We start from the raw sequence: 21,386 nt of genomic DNA on the forward strand, positions 1-21,386 counted from the left end.
ATTCCATGAGAAACGTCTGCCTGTTCGGGGTACTGACAGCCATTCTGATCCTCAGCCTGGAGGGGCATGCCGATGCGCGCGGATTCGGAACCCAATTAAATCCCGTGACCGATATCTGCTGGAATTGCGTCTTCCCGATCAAGATCGCCGGTATGACGGTGATCCCGGGAGACGTTCCGGACGCTCCGGATGCGGCGCTACTTCCGGTTTGTGTCTGTCCCGCTCCGCCGCCTCTTTTCTTTCGGCCGGGAATTCCGGTGAGCTTCTGGGAGCCGGCAAGGTTCATCGAGACCGTCAAGGATCCCTTTTACTTTCCCAGCCTGGGGGTCCAAATGCCCAATCCCAGCCGAGGATTCCTGGGTGGGACCCACTCGGAGATCAGCGCCCACAATCAGATCGATACCTCCACGTTCGCCCAGGCCCACTACTTCATCTTCCCGGTCTGGGGAGTTCTCGAACTGTTGATCGATTTTGTCTGTGTGGAGCATAGCGGGTTCGATCTGGCCTATATCACCGAGGTCGATCCGTTGTGGAACAACGACATGCTCGCCTTCGCCATCAACCCGGAGGCCTTACTGTTCGCCAATCCGGTCGCGCAGATGTCGTGCATCGCCGACAGCGTGGCGGCCAACGCGGGGCTTCCATTGAGCGCTCTTTATTGGTGCATGGGCTCCTGGGGTTCCGCCTATCCGCTGACGGGCCATGTCAACGACGATACGTATATCCAGGCCAATGCGGCGATCGCCGCAAGATTGATCTATAAGCTCTCCCGCGAACTGCTCGTCTGCGACACAGGGGTCAATCTCTGTGGCTGCATTCCGACCCCGATCTGGATCAAGCACAACTACCGCATTCAGATCGCCAAGCCCGTGCGTGATTTTACATGTCATCCGATCGGAAGAAGCAGCATGGTCTGGGGATCCTTGAAAAATCCCCCTTTCTCCGCGGGAGGTAATTCCAGTGACAATTTCCTCTGGGTCATCTTCAGAAAGAGGGTGTGCTGTGCATTCTGATCCCAAACAGGGCCGGGCGGATTCAGGAGCGAAGAAAGGATCTCCATGCCAAAAGAGAGTGGTCGTTTTCATCATTTTTATTTCCATCGCCGTCGGCTTCGCCGCCGCAAGGGGGGATACCAGCATAAAGAAGGCCTTCATCCAGGGGCCCTCTTCCTGCCACCTCATCGACAAGATCGAAGGGGAAAAGATTTACCTCAAATCCCACGGCACATCCTGCACGGAAGGGACGATACCGGTTCAGATCGACGCCTCCATCAAAAGAGTCCGGATCTATGTCGACGGGGGTTTTTGGCAGGAGCAGGAGATCGTCGACTTGAATACGATCCGGGGGATGATTGAAAAAAGTAAGGAGATGGAGAAAACCCTTCGTGTTCCGGAGAGTGTCGACGACCTACGGGAAGTGGTTGGAGGTAAGCACGAAAACCACAAGGAGCAGGGGAGGGCCGAGGCGGAAAGGCTCGCCCGGCATTTTGTTTCTGAGGACTTTCAGAGAAAGCTTCTCCAGGAATCCGAGCGGGTCAAAAGAGAGCTCTTTGGAGGACCCGCCTCGAAAGTCGCGGGCGAGGAGCCATCCGGGGAAGAAGAGATGGAGCAGGCTGATCAAAAGAGCGGACTCCTTTCGTCGTCGGAGCGGATTTATCTCTTTGTCTCCTCTTCCATGCCGCTCGTAACGCTGCGGAACTATGCGGCCGATCTCGCGAAACTTAAAGATCCGAACATCACGATGGTGATGAGAGGGTTTGTGGGGGGAATGAAATACGCGCAGCCGACCTTGCGGCTGGTCTCGGACATTATCGTCAAAAATCCGGGCTGCAAGGCAACCCGGCAACGGTGTGACGCTCACAAGGTGAACATCAACGTCGATCCGCTTCTTTACAGGAAATACCAAATCCGCCAGGTCCCGGCGCTTGTCTACGTTCCCTCATTCCATGAGACGGAGCCCGGCGGCAGCGACGGTTTGGGCGAGGCCTCTCCTTATTACGTCCTCTATGGGGACGCATCGCTGGCCTATGGCATCGAGTGGATCCAGCGGGAAGTGAAAAGTCGCTCTCTCAAGAATATTTTGTCCAAATTGAATCCATGAGAAAGGAATCCATTCGTCGAGGTTTTCAATGGAAGAGAATCAGAAAACAAACAACAGAAGTCACTGGTTTCAGACGGCGGTCCTCTCCCTGCTTATTTCCGCCTGCTCGCTCTATATCTACGATTATTTCTACGCCCCCAAGATCGTCGCCATCGATATCAAGGGCTACATGGCCGAGCAGAGGGCGTTGTATCTCTCTGGGAAGATCGACGACGACGCCCTGAAAAAGAATCTGGAGCGCTTGCAGCGGAAGATCGATGCGATTCCGAGAAACAAAATCGTGATGATGGGAGACGTCGTTGTCAGCCACGCGGAAACGCTCGTTCCTTAGCCTGACGATATTCATGACGGCGCTCCTCCTGGCGGGCTCCTGGATTCCCCAGCGGTTTACGGTGACGATCACCCCCTCATTGTGGCATCGAATCTATATCCTGGACCGGGCGCCTTCCAAAGAGCAGATGGTCCGTAACGCTTATGTGCTCTTCGAGCTGAACTCCAGATATTTGGAGGGCGCGAAGACCCAAAAGACCCTCAAGCAGGTTGCCTGCTCGGAGGGGGATACGCTCACCGTCAAAGAGGGGTATTACTACTGCAATGACACCTATCTGGGTCAAGCCAAAGATTACTCCCTGAAAGGAGAGAAGCTGCCGCACCTTGAGTTCGAGGGGGTGATCCCGAAAGAGAGCCTGTTTGTCTTCGGCAGTCATGTCGACAGTTTGGATTCCCGATATTTCGGATTTGTGAGGAAAGAAGATGTTATCGCGATCGCTCACCCTGTTTTTTAGTCTGTTGGTACTCACGACCTTTGTCCATGCCGGGGAGCTTCCCAAAGAGGCGCCGGACGTTTCCAAGCACGGATGGTGGTGGTACGAAAAGGAACCTGAAAAAAAGGAAGAAAAAAAAGAAGAGCGAAGAGATGCGCGGAAGGTTCCCTCCCTTTCCGACCATACCCCCGAGGATCTCTGGAATATGCATCCGGACGATTTTCAACCCCTGTTGATGGCATTCCAGAAGAAGGCCGTGATGGCCCCCACGATCGGGAATGTGAAGGAGTATTACACCATTCAGGATATTGCCCGCAGGAAGGCGTTGGCCTTCGCCAATGTCGCAGCGATGGTGGTCCAGAAGTACCCGGAGCTCTCCTTGGAGAAAGACTATCCGAATGCTCTTCCCGGAAAGGCGGCGAAAACAAGAGAGCAGTCGGCCGAGGTCGGTCAAAAGATCGAACAATCGAAAGAGAACTTCGCGCTCCTTTATTTCTACTCCCCCACGTGCCACTTCTGCGCCGAGCAAGACGAAATCTTGAGCTTCTTTTTGGAGAAATACCGGGGCTGGCAGGTCCGGAAAGTTGATATCTCGCGCAGTACGCAGCTTGCGGAGGAGTTCAAGGTGCGCGCCGTCCCCTTCATCATGCTGATCCACAAGGACAGCAAGGATTTCATGCCGGTGTCGATTGGGGTGGTTTCCCTGACGGATATGGAAGAGCGCCTCTATCGCGGGATTCGGATTCTCGGAAATGAGATCACGCCGGAAGAGTTCTCGATGTTTGAATTCCAGCGGGGCGGGGGTTTTGATCCGACGGCGCCTTTGAAGATCAAAGATGACGCCCCTTGATATTGGGCAATCGTATTGAAAGGAAATCAAATGATGTTCACGAGATGGATCATCGTGGCCGCTATTTTACTCATCCCTGCCTGGACACACGCCGGCTGGGTCGACGACTGGATCGATCAGAAAACAGAGACTTCGCCCGGATACTTCGAGGGGCAGAAGCGGGGCTACTTCAACGGCGGCAGCTTCTCCGCCCGGTGGTACAACAGCAACGATTACATCGCCAGCCTCAATCCGCCGCGGGTGAAGACCGGCTGCGGCGGCATCGACGTCTTTGGAGGGGCTGTGTCCTTTCTGGATTTTGACCGTCTGGTCCAGAAGCTTCAAGCCATGCTGACCAACGCCCCGGCCGTCGCCTTCGATCTCGCCTTCAATACACTCTGTGAGCCGTGCGCCAAATCGATCAAATCGTTCGAGGCGATCACCGATACCCTCAATCAGCTTCAGTTCAACGATTGTCAGGCCTCTCAGGTCCTGGTGGCCAAGACCTTTCAAGGTATGGGCGCAGAGAATGCGCAGATCCGGGCCATGGCCGAAAGCGACTACACCCTCAACCGCGGACTGCAGACCTTGCGCGCGAAGCTCACCGACACATGGAAGAGCAATAACAACCAGCAGACGGTCAACGATAACGCTCAGATCGCGGGCTGCCCCACCGGCCTCAAAGAGATCTTCGCCACTCCCGGAAAGACCGTGCTTCAGGCCATCGCCGAGAAAAAAGCTTATCCCGTGGAATACATCGACCTCGCCCGCGGGTTTACCGGCGATATCGGCATCACGGAGCTCACCTCACCGAATGGAACCAAACAAATCGAGCCGATTCTCATCCCCCCGTGCGAGCAGAACAAAGAAGGAGCGATCGATAACTTCTTTACGGGGCAGGCGTATCTGCGGCCGGCCGACGGGAGCGCCTGCAGGCTCATAACCGATGCGAACGCGAACTTAAATCAATGGGCAGGAAATAAACTCCAGGGAATCGTGAATAAGATGCGATCGGGGTTGGCCCTCGCTCCCGACGAAGAAGGTTTTATCAACACCCTCCCCCTTCCGGCCTACTCCGCGCTGAAGGTGGCGGTGATCTCCGACCAGCCGGGGAGCACCATCGCGATCCTGTCGAACATCACCGCCCGCGCCTACGCCTTCAATATGATGTCGGACCTCTATCACCTCTCCTTGCAAAGTCTCTATACCGCGCGATCGGTGATATCGGCTCAGGGGCAGGCCGCGCAATCCGACTGCCAGATCGATCTGATGGCGCCGGCGATCGCGCAGACGGAGAAGCTGGCCGTGCAGATTCATGCCTCGGTGGAGGAAATCCAGCGGGCGTATGCCGCAATGGCCGGCGAGATCAACACCATCATGGAAGTGTCCGCGCGGCTCGAGCAGTTCAACGACATCGCCCGCGCCTCCTTATCCCAGATGTTTCGGCCCTCTCTGGCGAATCGGGCCATCGGAAGGTAGACAAATGAAAAAGATTTTCCACGTTCCGCCGCTTGTCTTTCTTGTTGTGATCCTGTCGCACTCGACCTCCCATGCGATCGAAATGGAGTACTACACTTACAACGGCTTTAATGCGGTGGTCAGCGCGTTTACAAAGATCGCGCTGATCTTCAGCGACGCCGATTACAAGGGCCTCTTCTTCACGGTCATTGTGCTCGGGATCCTCATGGGAGGGGTGGTGGTCTATTTTCTCGCCCTCTCGGGGGGCCGCGTCACGCCCCTTTCCTGGACCTGGCCGGTCGGCATCGGGATCACCCTCTATCTGGCCCTAGTCTTACCGAAGGGAACGCTCCACATCTATGATCCGGTGAAAAACCAATATCAGCCGGTCGGAGGGATTCCGGACGGCCTGATCGCGCTCATCGGCGCCCTCAACAAGGTCGAACGGGGCCTGATCGATATCGTTTCCACCGCCGCCGACCCGGTCGGGTATCAGCAGCAGGCCGGCGGGGTCGGCTTCGACATGCTTCTGAACATCCAGTCTAAAGGGGTGCTGCTGTCGGACCAGTATATTCATCAGTCTCTGCGGAAATATGTCGAGGATTGTCTCTATTTCGAGGTGGCGCGTCCCGGAACGACCCTCACCATCAATGATCTGGCCAATAATGCCGACTTCATCCCCCTGTTCAGGAAGGCGGCGAGCCCCGCGATCTATACGACCTTTTACGAAGACGCCAAACCGGAGGGGAGGACTCTGAAATGCTCGGACGCGATGCCGGCGATCGAGGCGAAGATCACAAATCCCTCGCTCTTTGAGAACACCTCCCAAGCGAGGTGCGCCGACGCGGGATTCGACCCGAGTATTCCAAGCGAATACAACCAGTGTAAAGGGACGTTCACGAGCCTGGTCAACTGGGTTCAGGGAGCGGTGTTCGACGCCACACAGATTTACCGGCAGAATGCGATGGCACAGTCGCTCTCCTCCGTGGCGCAATCGGCCAGCCCCGATACGGCGATCGCCGTCCTTGCGGGACGAGACACCGGGACCTCCCTGCTCTCGACAGGGGTGGTGGCCAACGAGTGGATTCCGATCATCCGGGCCGTCATCACGGCAATTGCGATCGGCTTGCTCCCTTTTCTGGTGATCTTCATTCCGACCCCTCTCTTTGGCAAGGCCGTGACGCTGATCGCGGGGTTCTTTATCTGGCTGACTGCCTGGGGGGTGACCGACGCCATCGCCCATCAATTTGCAATGGATTATGCCATAAAGGCCTTTGCGGAGGTACGACAGTACCAGTTGGGGCTCACCGCCATTTCCACATTCGGGACCGCCTCATTAAAGACCCTCGCCGCGTTCGGGGCGATTCGCTGGTCCGGTCTGATGCTCGCCACGGTGATCACGACCCTGCTGGTTCGGTTCGGAGGCCATGCGCTCAGCATGCTGGCAGGACAAATCACATCGTCTCCCCAGCACGCGGCCCAGGCGACCGGGAGAGTGACGACTCCCGAGGGAGGGGCCGGTCTGATCAGCGCGCTCGAGAACGCGCCCCCGGTGATGGCCAACGCCTATAAGTTTGATTTTGGGCAAAGGACCCATGCGAAGGCGAACACGATGGCCAGAAGCACGGGCGAGGGGTTGGGATTGCTGGACGCGGATTCGGCGTTCGAGGTCGGCGGCATTCAGGGGCAATCCGCGCGGGGATCGGCGTTTGGAACGAAACACTTTGCATCCGATGTCGCAGGAGGTGATGTGGCATCGGCGAGCATGGACTCCCATTATTTCCGGGAGAGCTCTCTGTATGGTGGGAGTAAGGGGCGGTTCGATCAGGCCCGTCAGATTTTGGGAGTTCAGACGCCGACGGAAGCTGCGGCCTTTGAAGGCACCGGCCGTGTGATCACGCCGGAGATGGCCTCCGTTGCCTCGAAGCAGGGCTACAAAGGAGTAATCTCCGGAATGCGCCTCACAGAGATCGGCTTTGATCCGAAGACCGGAAGGGCCGCCTCTATGTCCTTTGCCGGTCCTGTGACCGATAGAAATATCGATGCGGTGAGAGAAGTCGCCTCGAATGCGGGACATCAGGATGCGGTCTCGATGTTAAAACACGGGATGATCGCGACCTACTCGATCGATCCCCAGAGCGGGAAGGGGACCTTCAGCGCCACCGATACCACCTCGGTCAAGAGCGAGGATTTTGCGGAGAAGACCTTCCGGGATGGAAAGGGGCTCACGATAGATACGCCCTACGGGAACTACAAGTTAAGTTCAGGAAAAGTCCAGCAGGTCGGAGGCCAACTCTATGTCAATGGGACATCGGAGGACGGGAAAAAGATCTCTCTGGAGGGATCTCTGAGAGATGCTTACCGTGTGATCCCCGGATTGAAGACCGTCGCCGATGGGACGGCCCATTACAGCACCGATCCCGATGCGGCTATGTATGAGCTTCAGATGAAGCCGGTGGATCATGGAGGAGAGGGCGCTCTGAGAACCAGTGTGATGAAAGACCGGGATGGAAATATCAGCGGCATCGGGTTGAATCTCACCCGCGGCGAGATCGAGGGGGGCATGCATGGCTATGAGACGCTCAATGCAAGAGAGCTGAAGGGTCTCGCAAAGACCCTCAGATCTCAGGGTAGCTCAAACCAAGCGGTCAATACATTGGAGTATCTTGCGGAGCGCGGGAGGTCGGCCAATGTCCAGTACAGCTATCCCACCCATGGCGGCGAAATGGGACAATTGGCGGTGACGAATGAGAAAACGGGAAAAACAATGGATTTCGCGCTGTCCCAGTCAGGATGGGAAGAGATCAGCAAGGCTCACAGCAGCAGCCTCAGCGGAACACGGAATATCTCTGAAGATGTCGATAAGAGCACAGTTGATCATGGCGTGAATATCGGATCGGCCATGCAGATGGCCTTGAAGAGAGATCCCGCGATCGCGAAGTTCGTCTCGGACCACACGCTTGCTAAATATAAGCCGGAGATTTTCGATGCGAATATGGCGGCGACTGCGAAAGATTTGGCTAAGGATGTGGGGGGATTTTTAAAGAGAAGTGGAGCCAGTGTTGGTTACGCCGAAGGGTCGGCAGGTTTGCGAGTGTTTGGGATTGGAGGGGCCGCAGGTAGAAAATCAATCGAAGAAGAATCTATTAACTTGCTTGCAACGGAATATGACCAGAAGATTCGTCAGTCTGTCAGAGAAGCCAAAGAGCAGGAACTTGGGAGAGAAGACACGGAAAGATATGTGGCCGGAAAGGTCGGCGAATTCACGCAGGATCTCTACGATCAAGCCAGGACAGCTTCTTCGTTAGATTACGGAGCATCTGCACCGGGCGGTGGTGTTAAACGCGTAATCGAAAGTATCCCGTTTGATCCGAAGAGAATTGATGTGGACGAACTAAAAAATAGGCCGGATTAATCGCCATTATTGTTGCGATGACGATTCAGATTATATTTCCCGCCTGGGTAGATAAATTCGCCTATTCCCCAGTCCTCATCATCCGGATAATACGGTTCCACCTTAATTTTTTTCCGAGTTGCGAGCATATAAAGCAATCTCAGAACAATGAGGAAGATGGCTAGGAGAAAAATAGCACCGTCGGACATCGAGAGCACCCCCTTAAAAAACGTTACCGCATTTTCTTATTTGAATATTTCAGAGAGCGGTATTCGCAAATCAGGCAGGAGAGGCGTTGTGAGTGTGTTGTTCGATTCCGAAGACAGCTCAGCAGAACGAATGTAACCCTGGTCAGTCATGCGGTAGACCTTTACGGTCTCTAACTCCGGATCCACGATCCAATATTCGGGGATGCCGTGCCGTTCATAAAGTTTACGCTTGATGATCTCGTCGGTCTTTCGGGTGGTTTCAGAGATGATCTCAACCGCAAGGTCCGGAGCCCCATGAATGTTCTTCTCGGTAATGATGGAGGACCGGGCCGATGAAACGAAAAGAAGATCAGGTTCCACAACATCCTGATCGGAGAGGACAACATCAGTCGGAGCCGAAAACAGGATGCCAAGGTCCTTCTCATACACGAAATAGCTGATGATTCGATGCAAATTGGAGGAAATTTTTTGGTGCTTGGTCGAAGGAGCCGGGGTCATAAAATGTTCTCCATCAATCAGCTCGTGCCGCTTCCCATTGTCCGGGAAAAGAAGGTAGTCCTCGTAGGTGAATTTAACTTTATGAGCCTGGGGCGACATGATATTCCTCACTCAATGAATGTTTCTTAAAAACAAGAATAACAAGGACAAAATCAAATGTCAAACCGAACAGGAGGTCGTAAAAATCAGAGGCCTACGCAAATAAGAGCCTTCCTGGTGTCGATTTCACTTATCTTTACCGGTCTGACTCCCAACAGTGCGGATGCCTTCTGCTTCGAGGAGGCCGGGGCGATTTATCGGGTCTCTCCGCAGCTGCTCTGGGCGATCGCCAAGGTGGAATCTTCTTTCAATCCTGACGCCCTGAATCGGAATGTAAACGGCAGCTACGATGTCGGCCTCCTGCAGATCAACTCGGCATGGGCAAAAATCCTGGGGGAAGAACTGTGGGCTTCTTTGGGGAACCCCTGCCAGAATGTGAAGGTCGGAGCGTGGATTCTCGCGCAGTGTATGCAGCGATACGGGTATACCTGGGAAGCGGTCGGCTGCTACAACGCTACCAGCCCGGATAAACGGGCGAAGTATGCATGGAAGGTCTTCTTATCCCTTCCGAACAGAAAATAAAAAACTAAAAGGGAGCGCTTTGGATATTGAACTCTGGCAACTCTGGACTGTGGCGGCGATGGCGCTCTTTATCACGGAGCTCTTTACCGCTGGTTTCTTTACCGCCGCTATTGGGATAGGGTGTCTGGCGGCCGGTTTGGCTCATTGGATGGGGTGGGCGATCGAGATGCAGATTACGGCCCTTTTTACAGTGACCCTCCTCGTATTCCTGATGCTTCGGCCTCTGTTTTTAAAGTATCTGGACTCGGAAACCTGGATCAAGACCAATACCGAGGCTTTGATCGGGAAGGAGGGATATGTCCTGGAGAAAATCGATCCGATCGCTCATTCAGGCCGGATTATCATCGGCGGGGAAGACTGGAAGGGAGTCTCGATTGATGACACCATCGTTGAAGCCAACGTAAGAGTTGAAGTCGTCAGGATCAATGGGACCCGTCTCATCGTAAGACAATTCTCAAAGAGAGAGGACATCTGATGGGCATATTGATTATTGTCATTCTGGTTGCGGTATTCGTCATTCTCTTTGCAGCCCAGGGTTTCAAGATCGTGCAGCAGGCGGAGACGATGGTGATCGAAAGGCTCGGCGCCTATCACAGAACCCTCAGCAAGGGGATAAACATCATCTGGCCGATAATCGACAAAGCCAGAGAGATCGAATGGAGATACGTCAAAACGGATGTAGACGGCAGAACGATCATCAAGAAGGAGAAGATCACTCGAATCGATCTACGGGAGACCGTTTACGATTTTCCAAGGCAAACTGGCATCATAACGAAAGATAATGTCGTCATAGAAATAAATGCAATCCTGTATTTTCAGATCACCGATCCGGTCAAGGCGGTCTACGAAATCGCGAATCTTCCGGATGCGATCGAGAAGCTTGCCCAGACGACGCTAAGGAATATTATCGGAGAGATGGACCTGGATCAAACGCTGATCTCCCGGGATACGATCAACAGCAAGCTGAAGGCGATCCTCGATGAGGTCACGGAGAAATGGGGTGTGAAGGTCAATCGCGTCGAATTACAGGACATCCATCCGCCACGGGATATTATCGGCGCGATGGAGAAGCAGATGCGGGCGGAGCGGGACCGGCGGGCGGCCATTCTGGAGGCGGAGGGGTCAAAGCAGGCGAGAATCCTGGAGTCGGAGGGATTCAAAGAGTCTGAAATCAATAGGGCGGAGGGAGAAAAGAGGGCGAAGATTTTAATGGCGGAAGGAGAAGCCGAGGCCCGGATCAAAGTGGCGGATGCGGAGGCTGCGGCTTTAAAGAAGATCAAAGAGGCGATTTCCGGTGGGAACCCTGCGCATTATCTGATCGCGATTCGATATATCGAAGCGCTCAAGGGGATGGTCACCGGGAAGGATAATAAAGTCGTCTACATGCCGTATGAGGCGACGGGGGTCTTAAGCTCCCTAGGCGGGATTCGGGAGATGCTCGACGGGGCAGGGACATGGAAGAAGTAACAGTGTTTATCGAACAACAAAAACAGGAGAACTCCGATGGAACAAGCGACCGCAACAAGAAAGCCAAAAACAAGAAAAGCCAGGGCGGAGAATAACGTCTCTTTTGAGAGCTTCACACCCCAAGAGCAGGCCCTGATCACGTTGGGGGCCGACAAGAAGAAGCAGTCGATCTCTGAATTTATGGCGGAGGGGATTCGATTCTTTATTCAGCAGACCGTGGAGGTCCGGTTCAAGAACGGAACCTCTTCGGAGAGTTAACCCCTTCTGAAGGAGAACGAATGATGCCTCGGCAGTCTGGGATGAAGGACATACGCAACTGCATCGCGCATGGCGGCATCGCTATCAACCTTGAAAGGAGTAGAGAATGTGGATCCTTTATCGAATCAAGGGGCTTCTGCCGCACCTGGTCGTAAAGTGCCTTGCCCTGGTGATCGAACACGCCGGAACGATCATTCTGGTGATCCTCTGCGTCGCCGTCTCCGTCGCCACCTTCGGAAATCCGGGCACGCCGGAGGAAGCCGTGGTTACGAAGGTGATGTTGGATGTCAAGTTCTTCGGTCTTGTGACCGTTCTGTTCTACACGGTGGGGCGCGCTCTGCTGTTTTTTCTGAATCTTGTAGCGCTGACGACGCTCATCGAGCAGACGGCCCTGTTCGCGGCGGCGTATCATTTGGCGCTCTGGCTGATCGGCCACGCCGGTGACAGTGCCTATCGATGGGCGCTGGAGAATCCTCAAGACGCTGCCGCCGGTCTGATCGCCGCTGCGATCGTCTGGATAATCTTGAAGGTCAGCTCCGGCTGGCGGTCGGTGCAGCCCGAGTACGTCGCGCGCGGAGTGGCCGTCTTTCCGCCCCGCGAGCTGACTGAGCGCGACACCCGCTACACGGCGGCGCACGAAGCGGGGCACGCGCTGGTCTATGCGGCGCTGGGCCGGCTTCCGGTGGACGTGAAGGTCGCGATCAACGACCGCCCCGACGCCCATGGCGTGCTGGGCTTCGTGACCGGCATCCACGACCGGCATCGACTCCCGGAGAAGACCTTCGCCGAGTGGCGGATGCTGGAGCTTCTCGCCGGGAAAATGGGCGAATCCACACTCGGCGAGACTACGCTCTGCGGTAGCAACGACCATCTTCAATGGCTCGACATCGCTTGCCTTTATCTCTCGAATCACTGCCGGGGGATGTTTTATGCCGAACCCCAAAACAGGTTCGAATGGGAACAACGTGAAGCGAAGCTCGAAGCCTTGCACCAGGAGCATTTGCGCACACTGAAATCGCTGTTCGATCTGAACACGGAGGTGTTCAGGCAGCTTGCCGACGCCTTATTTGAAAAGCGTACGCTTACCCGTGACGACCTGATCCCTTTCCTAGCCCGCGTGAAGCTCCCCGAGGGTTTCCCGCAGCCGTTTGGGCCCATCGTCGAAGCGAATGGCCGGAGGCCTTCCGTCCGGAATTGCGCTCAGAGAGGTGAGCCATGACCCGGTCCAGCGGGGATGAAATCAAAGGTGGCTACGTCTGGAACGGTTACGATTATTCATTACAAGTGTGGGTTGTGAACGGCGCCGTTCGAGATTGCTCCCATCCGGAGGAGATGAAAAAAGAAAGTTGCTGCAACGCAAACAGGCTCGCAGGACAGCGCATCACGGACATACCCGGAGCCGAGAAGCGAAACGAGAGAGCCAACGAAGAGCCGATGTGGGGCCCTCTCTGTCGGGTCGTCGGGCAGATGAACCTTTCCGCTTTTATGTATATGGGTCGGGTCCGAACCGGAGAGAAAAGCATCTTTTTTTATAAACACATTCTCACACGGCGCTATCTGAATCTGGACAGGGAGGGGCAGGCCTATCGATATGATTCGGGCGCCTACACCACCATCGATCTGGATGAAGCGTTGGCCCATGCATTCGGATCCCACGAATTTCAACGGGATCGCTATCAGAGGGACATCGATGTGGTCGAGCTCTCAGTGATCTATCGAGACGCCGGCCGCGTCGCGCTCTTCTTTGTTGTTCTCGATGCCGGCTTGCCTCTTTCCTTTTTGGCATCGGTCTGTGAGTCGTGCAATACCGATCAGATAAAGCAATGGTCCGATCTGGCGCAGGTCCTTGTCTTTCACGACCCGAAAAAGATCGCTGGACTGAGCGGTACCCCGGCGGAGGTGCTCCGGTTCGAAGAAGCCTATCTGGTCAAACCGGATCTAAGACGTATCATCTGGAACCAGCACAAAACCGCCAACGGCATTCTTGTTCATCGTATAGAGAAGAAATCGCTTCCCGTCTTTCTCAAGCCGGCGGACGAGGCCCTCTGGATTTCACCGAGCGTCGATATCGATCTTGCGGTGGAAATCTTGTCCAGCCGGAGAGAACCCGCGATCGAATTCCTGATCGGATCAGGACAAGCGAGGATCGTCCAGGATTTCCATTTGGAGGAAGAGGAAGAAGAGGTCGACCTGGTGCTCATTCCAAACGGGGCCATCGTGGCGGAAAGCAATTAAAGAGAGTGCCACGATGGCGCATTCGGAGCAAAGCGCATGTTGAATCTGAAACAATGCAAGATCGCACAGGGTCCGCATTCGCGATCATTGACAGGAGGCGTTCCATGAACTCGCTTGATTCGATTCGGAACATTCAATCGTTCACAGATCAATACTTCTATCTGCTGATCGGTTTTCTTGTTCTCTTAGTTCTTGTAATTGGGACCAGGCGAAAACCGGGAGCAAAGGGATCGGGGAGACTTGCGACCGCCTGGGAGGCCCTCTCGCATCTGGGGAATTGGGCCCGCTTTCCCCTCTGTGTCTATGCAGTGGTCCTGATCTATGCAGGTCTGTTGGCAATCGTATTCGCGTGGCGTCTCCACCAGGTCGGGCTCTCCACATTCGAGCACCCCGACCAGATGGTGATCATCCTCACCGCTTCCATGATCATTGCGCTTCTTCTTTACGGATTGCTTCTGGAATTCTTCTTCAATCAGCGAGATAAAAATCGGTTTATTTTGGGAACAAAGAGAATCGTTCTTCCCATCACCCTCTCCCTGCCGGAGAAAGACCGCTTCGAACACATACGGGTCCAGGGCCGCGCCGGCACCGGGAAGACGGATGGATTCATGTTCCCCCAGCTGATTGAAGATGCTTCAGGAGAGTGCTCCGCCGTGGTCCTCGACGTCAAATCGCCCGAAGCCTTTAAGACCATCGGAGGCGCCTGGAGCGCCAAGGGTAAAAAGGTCATTCTCTTCGATCCGTATCATCCGGACTGTCCCGGGTTTGAGCCGCTGGCAGATGCGACCGATCAGGCGTTGGCCCAGATCGAGGAGGCGGTGTATGGAAAGCGGAACACCGATGCGAATGACACCTCGATCTGGTTCGACCTTCAGGAGCGGCGGCTCTTCCGCCTGATGTGTCAGTTGGTCAGGGGCTATCGGGACCCGAAACAGTGCAGCCTTCCGATGGTATATCAGCTGGCGCTGCGGGGGGTTCCGGCGCTGGAAGCGGCGGTCACCTATTGTCGTGATTCGACTCTTCAATCCGAATTTACGAACGCATTCCAGAATAAGCAGCGATTAACGGACATTCTCAGCGGAATTCTCAACAAGCTCGATTTATTTTCGGATCAGAGTATCAGCGCCGCGTTTTCTCGCTCCGATCTGGATCTGGGCCTTCTTTTCCGGGAGCCGACCCTTCTGATCATCGCCAGCCCGCACAGCAATCCGAAGGCGCGACTGGCGGCCTCGATCCTGCTTCGCGCCCTGATGCTGAAAGTCTATGAGCGGCCGGTGCGAACGAAAGAGGATGGACTGCCGCTCTTTGTTTATCTGGATGAATTCTATGCGCTGCATCTGCCGGATTTGGCCGATTTTGCGAACACGGCGAGATCGGCCCGCGTCGGCATCATCACCTACCTGCAGGCGGAGGGGCAGATGACCCGCTACAAGCCGCACGAAGTCGTCTCGATCGCAGTGAATACGAAAACAGAGATCTGCTTGCAGGGGTGCGATCAAACCACGTGCGAGCGCATCTCGGAGCTTTCCGGGAAATGTCTGATTCCGGATAAGCGGGTGTCCCGATCGTTCAGGGGAGGGAGGGTTACCACCACGGCGTATCTGGAAAGGCAGGTGTTGACGGTCGATGAGATTTATAATATGCCCCTCGGTGCTGCGCTTCTTCACATCGGAGGGTTACGCCCGATTTGGGTCAAACTCGTATCCTCCTATAGGGATTGGGTATTCAAGCGTAGAAGAGGACTGCCGGTGGAGGCGTATCGGCCCAATACGGAATCCCTCACGCCTCCTTCTTATAAAGATCTCGATTTACCCGGGCCCGATATTTTCCCCTCCTCCAATCCGTCACCCATTCCGCCTGGCGCTCCGGGTGGAGGGGAGATTGTCGGATGGTAAGTTAAACGAAGGAGGTCCACCATGAAAGAAGGGGGTGTCAATGCGTTTGAGGAGGTGAAAAGAAGAGTCGATATTGTCGGCCTGGTCGAGAAATGGACGTCGCAGGCCGCACGAAGATCAGGAAAGAATTACTCCCTTCCTCAATGTCCTTTCTGCCGGGGTCATGGCTGCTTTTCCATCACCCCTGACAAACAGCTCTTCAATTGTTTCCAATGCCCCGGGAAAACCGGTGGAGACATCTTCGATTTCCTCTGCAAACTCAGAGGCTGCGATAAGCGCGCCGCCCTGGAAGAAATGGCACGGGAAGCGGGATATCCGCTCCCTCTTTTACGATCATCCAAGCGGGATATTCGCGAAGAGATCATGGCGCAGGCGAAACAGGATTGGAATCTTCCGGAGGCGGAGGAGGCATGGGAGTACCTGACGCATGAGAGACATCTTTCTTCAGAAGTATTGAAGGCGCACGATGTCGGTTTTATCGGTAATCGTTCCAGACTCACCGGGATTCTGAAGAAAAAGGGGTTCAGTTATGAGGAAATTAAAAATTCAGGGATCCTCACGAAAGGGTATGGAACATTCTACGAGATTCTCTTCGGCTGGCGCGCTTTCAACGGAACTCTGGCCGCTTTCGTCGCCGGGGCCACGAGAGCCCGCCTGAAGAGTTTAAAGCCGGAAGAGGAGGACGATTATCCGAAGTATAAAAACAGCATCAACTTTCATGTCGATTCTCCTTACAACCTTTATTATGCCAAAAGGTGGGTCCCCGAAGATGGGTCTCTGGTCATAGTGGAGGGAATCCTCGATTGCCTTCAGATGTTATCGCAGGGGCTTCAAAACACAGCCGCCCTCGGGGGCACGACGTTAAAAGAAGGATTCGGACAGGCGCTGGAGGCGACACGGTTTCAGCGGCTCATCGTTTTATTGGACAGTGACCCATCGGGGAAGAAAGCGGTCTCGCCGCTCATTCGATATCTCATCCAGAAACATCCGAGGTTCGCGTTATACGTTACCGAGATTACGGCGCCCGATCCGAATGACGGGACCCGGACGATCAAAGACCCTGATGAGCTGATCGTCAAGCTTGGAGCCGAGGTGATCAAAAAAGTGATCCGGCATCCGGTGAAGGCGGGGCCGTGGCTGGTCCTAGCGATGAGGGACCAGTACGATCTGAAGAACACCCTCGATCGTGATCGGGGATTCCAGGAGGTCGCCTCTTTATGGCCCTATTTCTCGGATGAAGTCGAACGAAAGGAGATACTCCGCTACTTAGCGGATGCTTCCCAGCTTCCGCAGGAAGATATTCGAAAAACCATTGAGAAGGTTTCCAAGGGGCGATATGCGGACGAGACGGATGGAAGACGCGAATTCCTTTCCGAGAACCGGCCTCAGGAGAGAGCCGAACAAACCGACTCGGCCGAATCCAAAATGGCGGAAATTCAAAAACGATCCAAAGAGATCAAAGAGAAGAATCAACTCCTCACGAAAAGGAATCAGATTCTCTCTCAGGCATATATCTCGTTCGTCTCGCATGCCAAAGAGCTGTCGAAAGCCGGTCTCCTCTGGCACGTCAATCGCTTAACGGAGGGGCATTTGAAACTTCTAAAGGAGCTTCGGCGAGATCCGATGAAAGCCAAAGAAATGATCGGACAGATAAAAGATATTTTCGAGGCGTCACGGCTCAATAATCTCGAGCGCATCAACATGGAGATCGAGAGGTTATGCAGAGAGAACGAGATTGAGGTGGGGGGGGGAACCAATGCCGAAGCAAAAGGGAGTTGTTCTGACTAATCGCGATATCGACGTTCTCAAATATCTCGCGAGCGGGCCGGCCTTCGCCGATGATATGCACGCTCGATTTTTTGTCGGAAATGGACGCCTGGTCCGTCGGCAGGTTTTTGAGAGACGGATGTCCAGACTAATGAGCGCATCTTGTATCACACGGTTGCAGCCGCCGAAAATCCGCGTGCGAGTTCCGATCATTCATAAACCGGTGTACGCCATCGCGGAAGGAGGAATCGAAATATTGGTTTCACAATCCGTCATGCCGATCGACCGAATTCGGCGTGTTCGGCTGAAAGGACAATTCCTTTTTCACGAAATTACCGTAACCCGGTTTATTAGAAGAATCTATGAAGGGGAGCCCAGAAGGTATCAGGTGATCAGATTGTATGATCACGGAATGCTGGCAAAACAGGTCCAGAAAGTTAGGGTAAAACGGATCCCGGATTTAAGATTTACAGTTCGCCTGCCCCATGGTTCATATTACAGCTATCTCGTCGAGATCGACGCCGGAACCACCCACACGCCGGAATTTCTCCAGAAGCTGGTCGCGTTCATGCAACTCAACCGCATTCTCGCTCCGGTAAATTCAAAAGATCCGGTGGGGATTCTGATCGTCTGTCACACGGCCGATCGGATGGCGGCGCTTCAGCGCGCCGTCATGGAGAGCCATGTTACGGTCAAATTCTCGAACAAGTTTCTCTTCAACACGATTCAGAATGTTGATAATAGCCTTGGTTTACTGAACTCCTGGTTTAAGGCGAATGGCGAAAAAATAGATTTCATCTTCAAGCATTGATTGGTTTCGAATAATGAAGAATTCAAAAGATTCTAATCATTCAGGGAGCCTTCCAATACCCAGCAGATTTGAAGGGGTATCATTCTGGCGTACACCTACGAACCCTCAAATTTCATTGTCCTGATGATTGACTATTACGGAAGGAAACCTTTGTTGATTTTTGAAAGGTCTTGGCATAACTTTCTGGGATCGAAAGAAATATTTTTGCGTGGGGGAAAGACGACCAGGGTGGTACAGGCAGTTAGTGAATGACAAGAAAGTAGACGTGACCCTATTTTTTGCGTCGGAACCCTGCGATCTCAAAAATTTGTCGTGCACCCGACCTGGTAACAACCATTGTTCCTCGACAATCCTCCCAATGCAATTAATTTTAAATACATCCTACGCCATTTATAAGAAAGACGATCTGAAATTATGTTCAATTCAACAAGTATCCTTCATGGAAACAGAGCAATTAGGGTATCAGAAGATATAATCCCAATCGTCACCTCTCCCTTATACTCCACAAACTGTGGAGATTTGTAAAACTCATCGGCTTGTTTAAGGAAATCACTTCCCATTTTATGAATGGAAGGATATCCACTCGTTTTATTTTTTCCAAGTTCAGTAAAGTAACCTTCGAGGTTTTCTCTGGTTGTCCTATGGTCTGAGTTCCGTATCGCTTCGATTACTTGTTTGAGTGCTTTTGAATCCCTTTCTTCAGGCAAGAAAACTGCTGGCAGACAACCCGCGGCCATCATGCTAGCTTTATACCGATAAAAAATCGGAAGTAGGTCATTAGCCGAAACTTTTATTGCCAATAGATGGCAAGCGGAGTAATTTGGCGGGTCAGCCATGATTGCCCCTTTGAGTTCTTCTAATTGATTTTTTGCTGCTAGCAATTGTGCCATGTAAAAAGTACCCATTAAAAGATAGACAGCCAGTTTAATGCCCAAATATGAAACGGCGGCAAAAGCCAATGTTTCGGTTCTTCCATTATATAAAAATTGCAGGTTAACAGACTGCATACCGAGATGGAGCAAATACAGCCACCACATAACACCTAAGCAATAAAAAGAGACAAAAGCGAGGAACTCGATCAAGAAAGACGAGCTAGAAGGAGGTAACTGCCTATTACTAATCGACAACCAAAAGGTGTCGAATATATTAGGGGCCAGCATTTCTATTAACGAAAAAGGGAGATATACGACACTCGCATAGCAGACAACTGGGGCAACTCTCTTTATTTCATGTGGAAAATCTGAACGTGAGACAAAAAAGAGAAGCAAAGTCGATATTACGAGCCCACCTAGCAAATACGGAATAACTGAAAAAGGAAATTTTGGAATCCAGGGCAACTGATGTAAAAATTCGGGTAAAGGAAATTCTGGAATAGAATAACCAAATATCTCTTCAACTGTTAAGACAATCACGATATTTGTAATGAGGAAAGTATATGGAGAGATTGCCTTATAAGGTTTCTTGTCCGATGAAAGGAGATATGAAAGTTGAGCCCGAGGATTCCTTAGTAACGTCCAAAGTGTAATAAAGTAGGAGGTCAGGGAATCCAAGACATTTTCAATTTGTTGATGCCACCCCTCTCTATTTTTAGATTCTGATGGCATTATCTCTACTCAAAATAAAGTTCGATTATTATTATAACAATTAATGAACTGCCAATCGAACCCGTTATTATATGAAATAAACATGCGGCGATCGTTTACATTTCCCTTCAGCCAATCATCAAATTGAATCATGGCCTCTTCAGATTGGCGAACGCTTCTTGGGGTCGCGTCTTGAATCTTGATGATCTGGGCCATCGCATATCAAGATGTTCGCAACAGCATTGTTTCTTTTTATGTGCAATCTACTCCACTCATCAATTTTCTTCAACCGCTGACTTCAGGAAGAAAGTTTCTCTTGCAATGTCTGACAAATCAAGTATCGACTTTGAAAAGCTAACCGAGCATAAAATGTTAATCTGGTGAAATCATTTTTCTAAAGGTTGAAACCAGAGAATCAGACCAATAAATAAATGTTTTTCTTCTTTTCTCAATTCCATCCCGATTTCCTGATGCGATAGCTGATGCAATAATCCTGATGCAATTTTCGTGATGCCATCTGTGTTGCAAAGCTGATGCAGCCGCATATTTTATGTCCTTAATTTATCTTTAAAACTCAGCGGGACTATCCCTCAATTCTATTGCTATGCGGGTTGCTGTTAACTGGAATCTCACTTTTTAGCCTCGATTACTGGTTCTTTCACATATAATTTGGGCGTAAATCTCATATTTTTCTTGACACTGAAATTGGAAAATGGTATTTTTCATTTTGTTAATATTAATTACAAGGCCCATTTATTGGGTGCCGGGGACGAAAGTCCAAAATATCAACACCTTTGACCTTTCTGCCAATTTTAAAAATAGAACTAAGGCGGAAAGGTCTTTCTATGCCTACTCTTTGAATGCCCTCCTCTCTTCTCTTATCATCATAATATTTCAGTTTTTTCCATTCATATATTCCTTTTGAAATATCTTCGAGTGATCCAGTTTTCAATTTGTTCTTCATAGAGCGGCGTATTACCTATAAATGCGCCTGAGCTCATGGACCCCTTTTTCGCTGATGCATTCCGTCTACCTTATCTGATATCCGTTTCTTCTATTCATTCGGAGGGCGGTTTTAAATTTGAGATCTCAAGTACGCATGCAATCATGCCGACGAAATGACACATTCCGATCGCTGGCATTGTCGATAAACTCTTCTCGGTTTAATAATCGTTGACCATGAGAGCACGCTTTTCCTTCTAATCGAAGGTTGTCGCCGGTTTCGATGTTTAAAATTCGGAGCGGCATCCTGTTACAGAACGGGTCCACGCTTCGTAAAACGGACCACATCTTCTTCGATGTTTTTCTTCACGGAACTTCGTTCTCTGTCGTCTTTTCGGTTCTCGTTTGGTTTACTTAATTTGGATCTGAGCCAGCATTCTAAAACTGGGAGTAGGTTAGTAGCAGGATCTTCAGGGACAAACTGAGCATGCAATAAGGGAGAGGACCTAATTCCTAATCAACGGTCGGAGATCCGAGGCGATGTCCTTACGCCGT

20 protein-coding genes are annotated in these 21,386 nt (G+C 52.4%); 16 read left to right on the forward strand and 4 right to left on the reverse strand.

All coding sequences use genetic code 11. From position 1 onward, the window contains the following. Positions 1–5 precede the first annotated feature (5 nt). From MCM46_16215 to MCM46_16245, 7 genes are read left to right on the forward strand one after another with little or no spacing between them, the layout of a single operon-like run. Positions 6–1,013 (forward strand): TraU family protein, encoded by a 1,008-nt coding sequence (locus MCM46_16215; protein ID MCG3113360.1) that lies wholly within the window; start codon positions 6–8, stop codon positions 1,011–1,013. Between the two features lie 58 nt (positions 1,014–1,071). Beyond that, positions 1,072–2,100: a type-F conjugative transfer system pilin assembly protein TrbC gene (locus MCM46_16220; GenBank protein ID MCG3113361.1), complete on the forward strand. Its 1,029-nt coding sequence runs from the start codon at positions 1,072–1,074 to the stop codon at positions 2,098–2,100. 28 nt (positions 2,101–2,128) lie between these two features. Continuing rightward, positions 2,129–2,431 (forward strand): hypothetical protein, encoded by a 303-nt coding sequence (locus MCM46_16225; protein MCG3113362.1) that lies wholly within the window; start codon positions 2,129–2,131, stop codon positions 2,429–2,431. After that, a complete protein-coding gene (locus tag MCM46_16230; protein MCG3113363.1) occupies positions 2,400–2,885 on the forward strand; it encodes a S26 family signal peptidase in 486 nt (161 codons plus the stop codon). Before MCM46_16225 ends, MCM46_16230 begins: the two co-directional genes overlap by 32 nt. Beyond that, on the forward strand, positions 2,854–3,714 hold the full coding sequence (locus MCM46_16235; GenBank protein MCG3113364.1) for a conjugal transfer protein TraF: 861 nt from the start codon (positions 2,854–2,856) through the stop codon (positions 3,712–3,714). Before MCM46_16230 ends, MCM46_16235 begins: the two co-directional genes overlap by 32 nt. Before the next feature lie 30 nt (positions 3,715–3,744). Continuing rightward, positions 3,745–5,172 carry a conjugal transfer protein TraH gene (locus MCM46_16240; protein MCG3113365.1) on the forward strand — a complete coding sequence of 476 codons (1,428 nt, stop codon included), beginning with the start codon at positions 3,745–3,747 and terminating at the stop codon, positions 5,170–5,172. 4 nt (positions 5,173–5,176) lie between these two features. Beyond that, complete coding sequence (locus MCM46_16245; GenBank protein MCG3113366.1) at positions 5,177–8,566, forward strand: conjugal transfer protein TraG N-terminal domain-containing protein; 3,390 nt, start codon at positions 5,177–5,179, stop codon at positions 8,564–8,566. 224 nt (positions 8,567–8,790) lie between these two features. Here MCM46_16245 and MCM46_16250 read toward each other — a convergent pair whose 3' ends face one another. Further along, positions 8,791–9,351: a Uma2 family endonuclease gene (locus MCM46_16250; protein MCG3113367.1), complete on the reverse strand. Its 561-nt coding sequence runs from the start codon at positions 9,349–9,351 to the stop codon at positions 8,791–8,793. A gap of 117 nt (positions 9,352–9,468) precedes the next feature. Here MCM46_16250 and MCM46_16255 point away from each other — a divergent pair, with 117 nt between their 5' ends. The 9 genes from MCM46_16255 (at position 9,469) to MCM46_16295 (ending at position 18,306) form a co-directional block, all read left to right on the forward strand. Further along, entirely contained in the window at positions 9,469–9,873 is a 405-nt protein-coding gene (locus MCM46_16255) for a lytic transglycosylase domain-containing protein (GenBank protein MCG3113368.1), read from the forward strand. A 19-nt stretch (positions 9,874–9,892) separates the two neighbouring features. Continuing rightward, entirely contained in the window at positions 9,893–10,348 is a 456-nt protein-coding gene (locus MCM46_16260) for an NfeD family protein (protein MCG3113369.1), read from the forward strand. After that, positions 10,348–11,340 carry an SPFH/Band 7/PHB domain protein gene (locus MCM46_16265; protein ID MCG3113370.1) on the forward strand — a complete coding sequence of 331 codons (993 nt, stop codon included), beginning with the start codon at positions 10,348–10,350 and terminating at the stop codon, positions 11,338–11,340. Before MCM46_16260 ends, MCM46_16265 begins: the two co-directional genes overlap by 1 nt. Positions 11,341–11,376: 36 nt before the next feature. After that, positions 11,377–11,598 (forward strand): hypothetical protein, encoded by a 222-nt coding sequence (locus MCM46_16270; GenBank protein ID MCG3113371.1) that lies wholly within the window; start codon positions 11,377–11,379, stop codon positions 11,596–11,598. Between the two features lie 106 nt (positions 11,599–11,704). Continuing rightward, positions 11,705–12,817 (forward strand): hypothetical protein, encoded by a 1,113-nt coding sequence (locus MCM46_16275; GenBank protein MCG3113372.1) that lies wholly within the window; start codon positions 11,705–11,707, stop codon positions 12,815–12,817. Next, entirely contained in the window at positions 12,814–13,833 is a 1,020-nt protein-coding gene (locus MCM46_16280; GenBank protein MCG3113373.1) for a hypothetical protein, read from the forward strand. Before MCM46_16275 ends, MCM46_16280 begins: the two co-directional genes overlap by 4 nt. Before the next feature lie 104 nt (positions 13,834–13,937). Next, entirely contained in the window at positions 13,938–15,728 is a 1,791-nt protein-coding gene (locus MCM46_16285) for a type IV secretory system conjugative DNA transfer family protein (protein ID MCG3113374.1), read from the forward strand. A 21-nt stretch (positions 15,729–15,749) separates the two neighbouring features. Further along, positions 15,750–17,516, forward strand: a complete 1,767-nt coding sequence (locus MCM46_16290; protein ID MCG3113375.1) for a CHC2 zinc finger domain-containing protein — start codon at positions 15,750–15,752, stop codon at positions 17,514–17,516. A 367-nt stretch (positions 17,517–17,883) separates the two neighbouring features. Beyond that, on the forward strand, positions 17,884–18,306 hold the full coding sequence (locus MCM46_16295; GenBank protein ID MCG3113376.1) for a hypothetical protein: 423 nt from the start codon (positions 17,884–17,886) through the stop codon (positions 18,304–18,306). A gap of 437 nt (positions 18,307–18,743) precedes the next feature. On the opposite strand, the gene MCM46_16300 is transcribed toward MCM46_16295, so the two are convergent. From MCM46_16300 to MCM46_16310, 3 genes are all read right to left on the reverse strand, one after another. Further along, entirely contained in the window at positions 18,744–19,910 is a 1,167-nt protein-coding gene (locus MCM46_16300; protein ID MCG3113377.1) for a hypothetical protein, read from the reverse strand. Positions 19,911–20,275: 365 nt separating this feature from the next. Further along, on the reverse strand, positions 20,276–20,434 hold the full coding sequence (locus MCM46_16305) for a hypothetical protein (protein ID MCG3113378.1): 159 nt from the start codon (positions 20,432–20,434) through the stop codon (positions 20,276–20,278). A gap of 191 nt (positions 20,435–20,625) precedes the next feature. Further along, positions 20,626–20,841, reverse strand: a complete 216-nt coding sequence (locus tag MCM46_16310) for a hypothetical protein (protein ID MCG3113379.1) — start codon at positions 20,839–20,841, stop codon at positions 20,626–20,628. Positions 20,842–21,386 lie beyond the last annotated feature (545 nt).

The sequence above is a fragment of the Candidatus Manganitrophus morganii genome (assembly GCA_021651055.1).
Taxonomy (GTDB): domain Bacteria; phylum Nitrospirota; class Nitrospiria; order SBBL01; family Manganitrophaceae; genus Manganitrophus; species Manganitrophus morganii.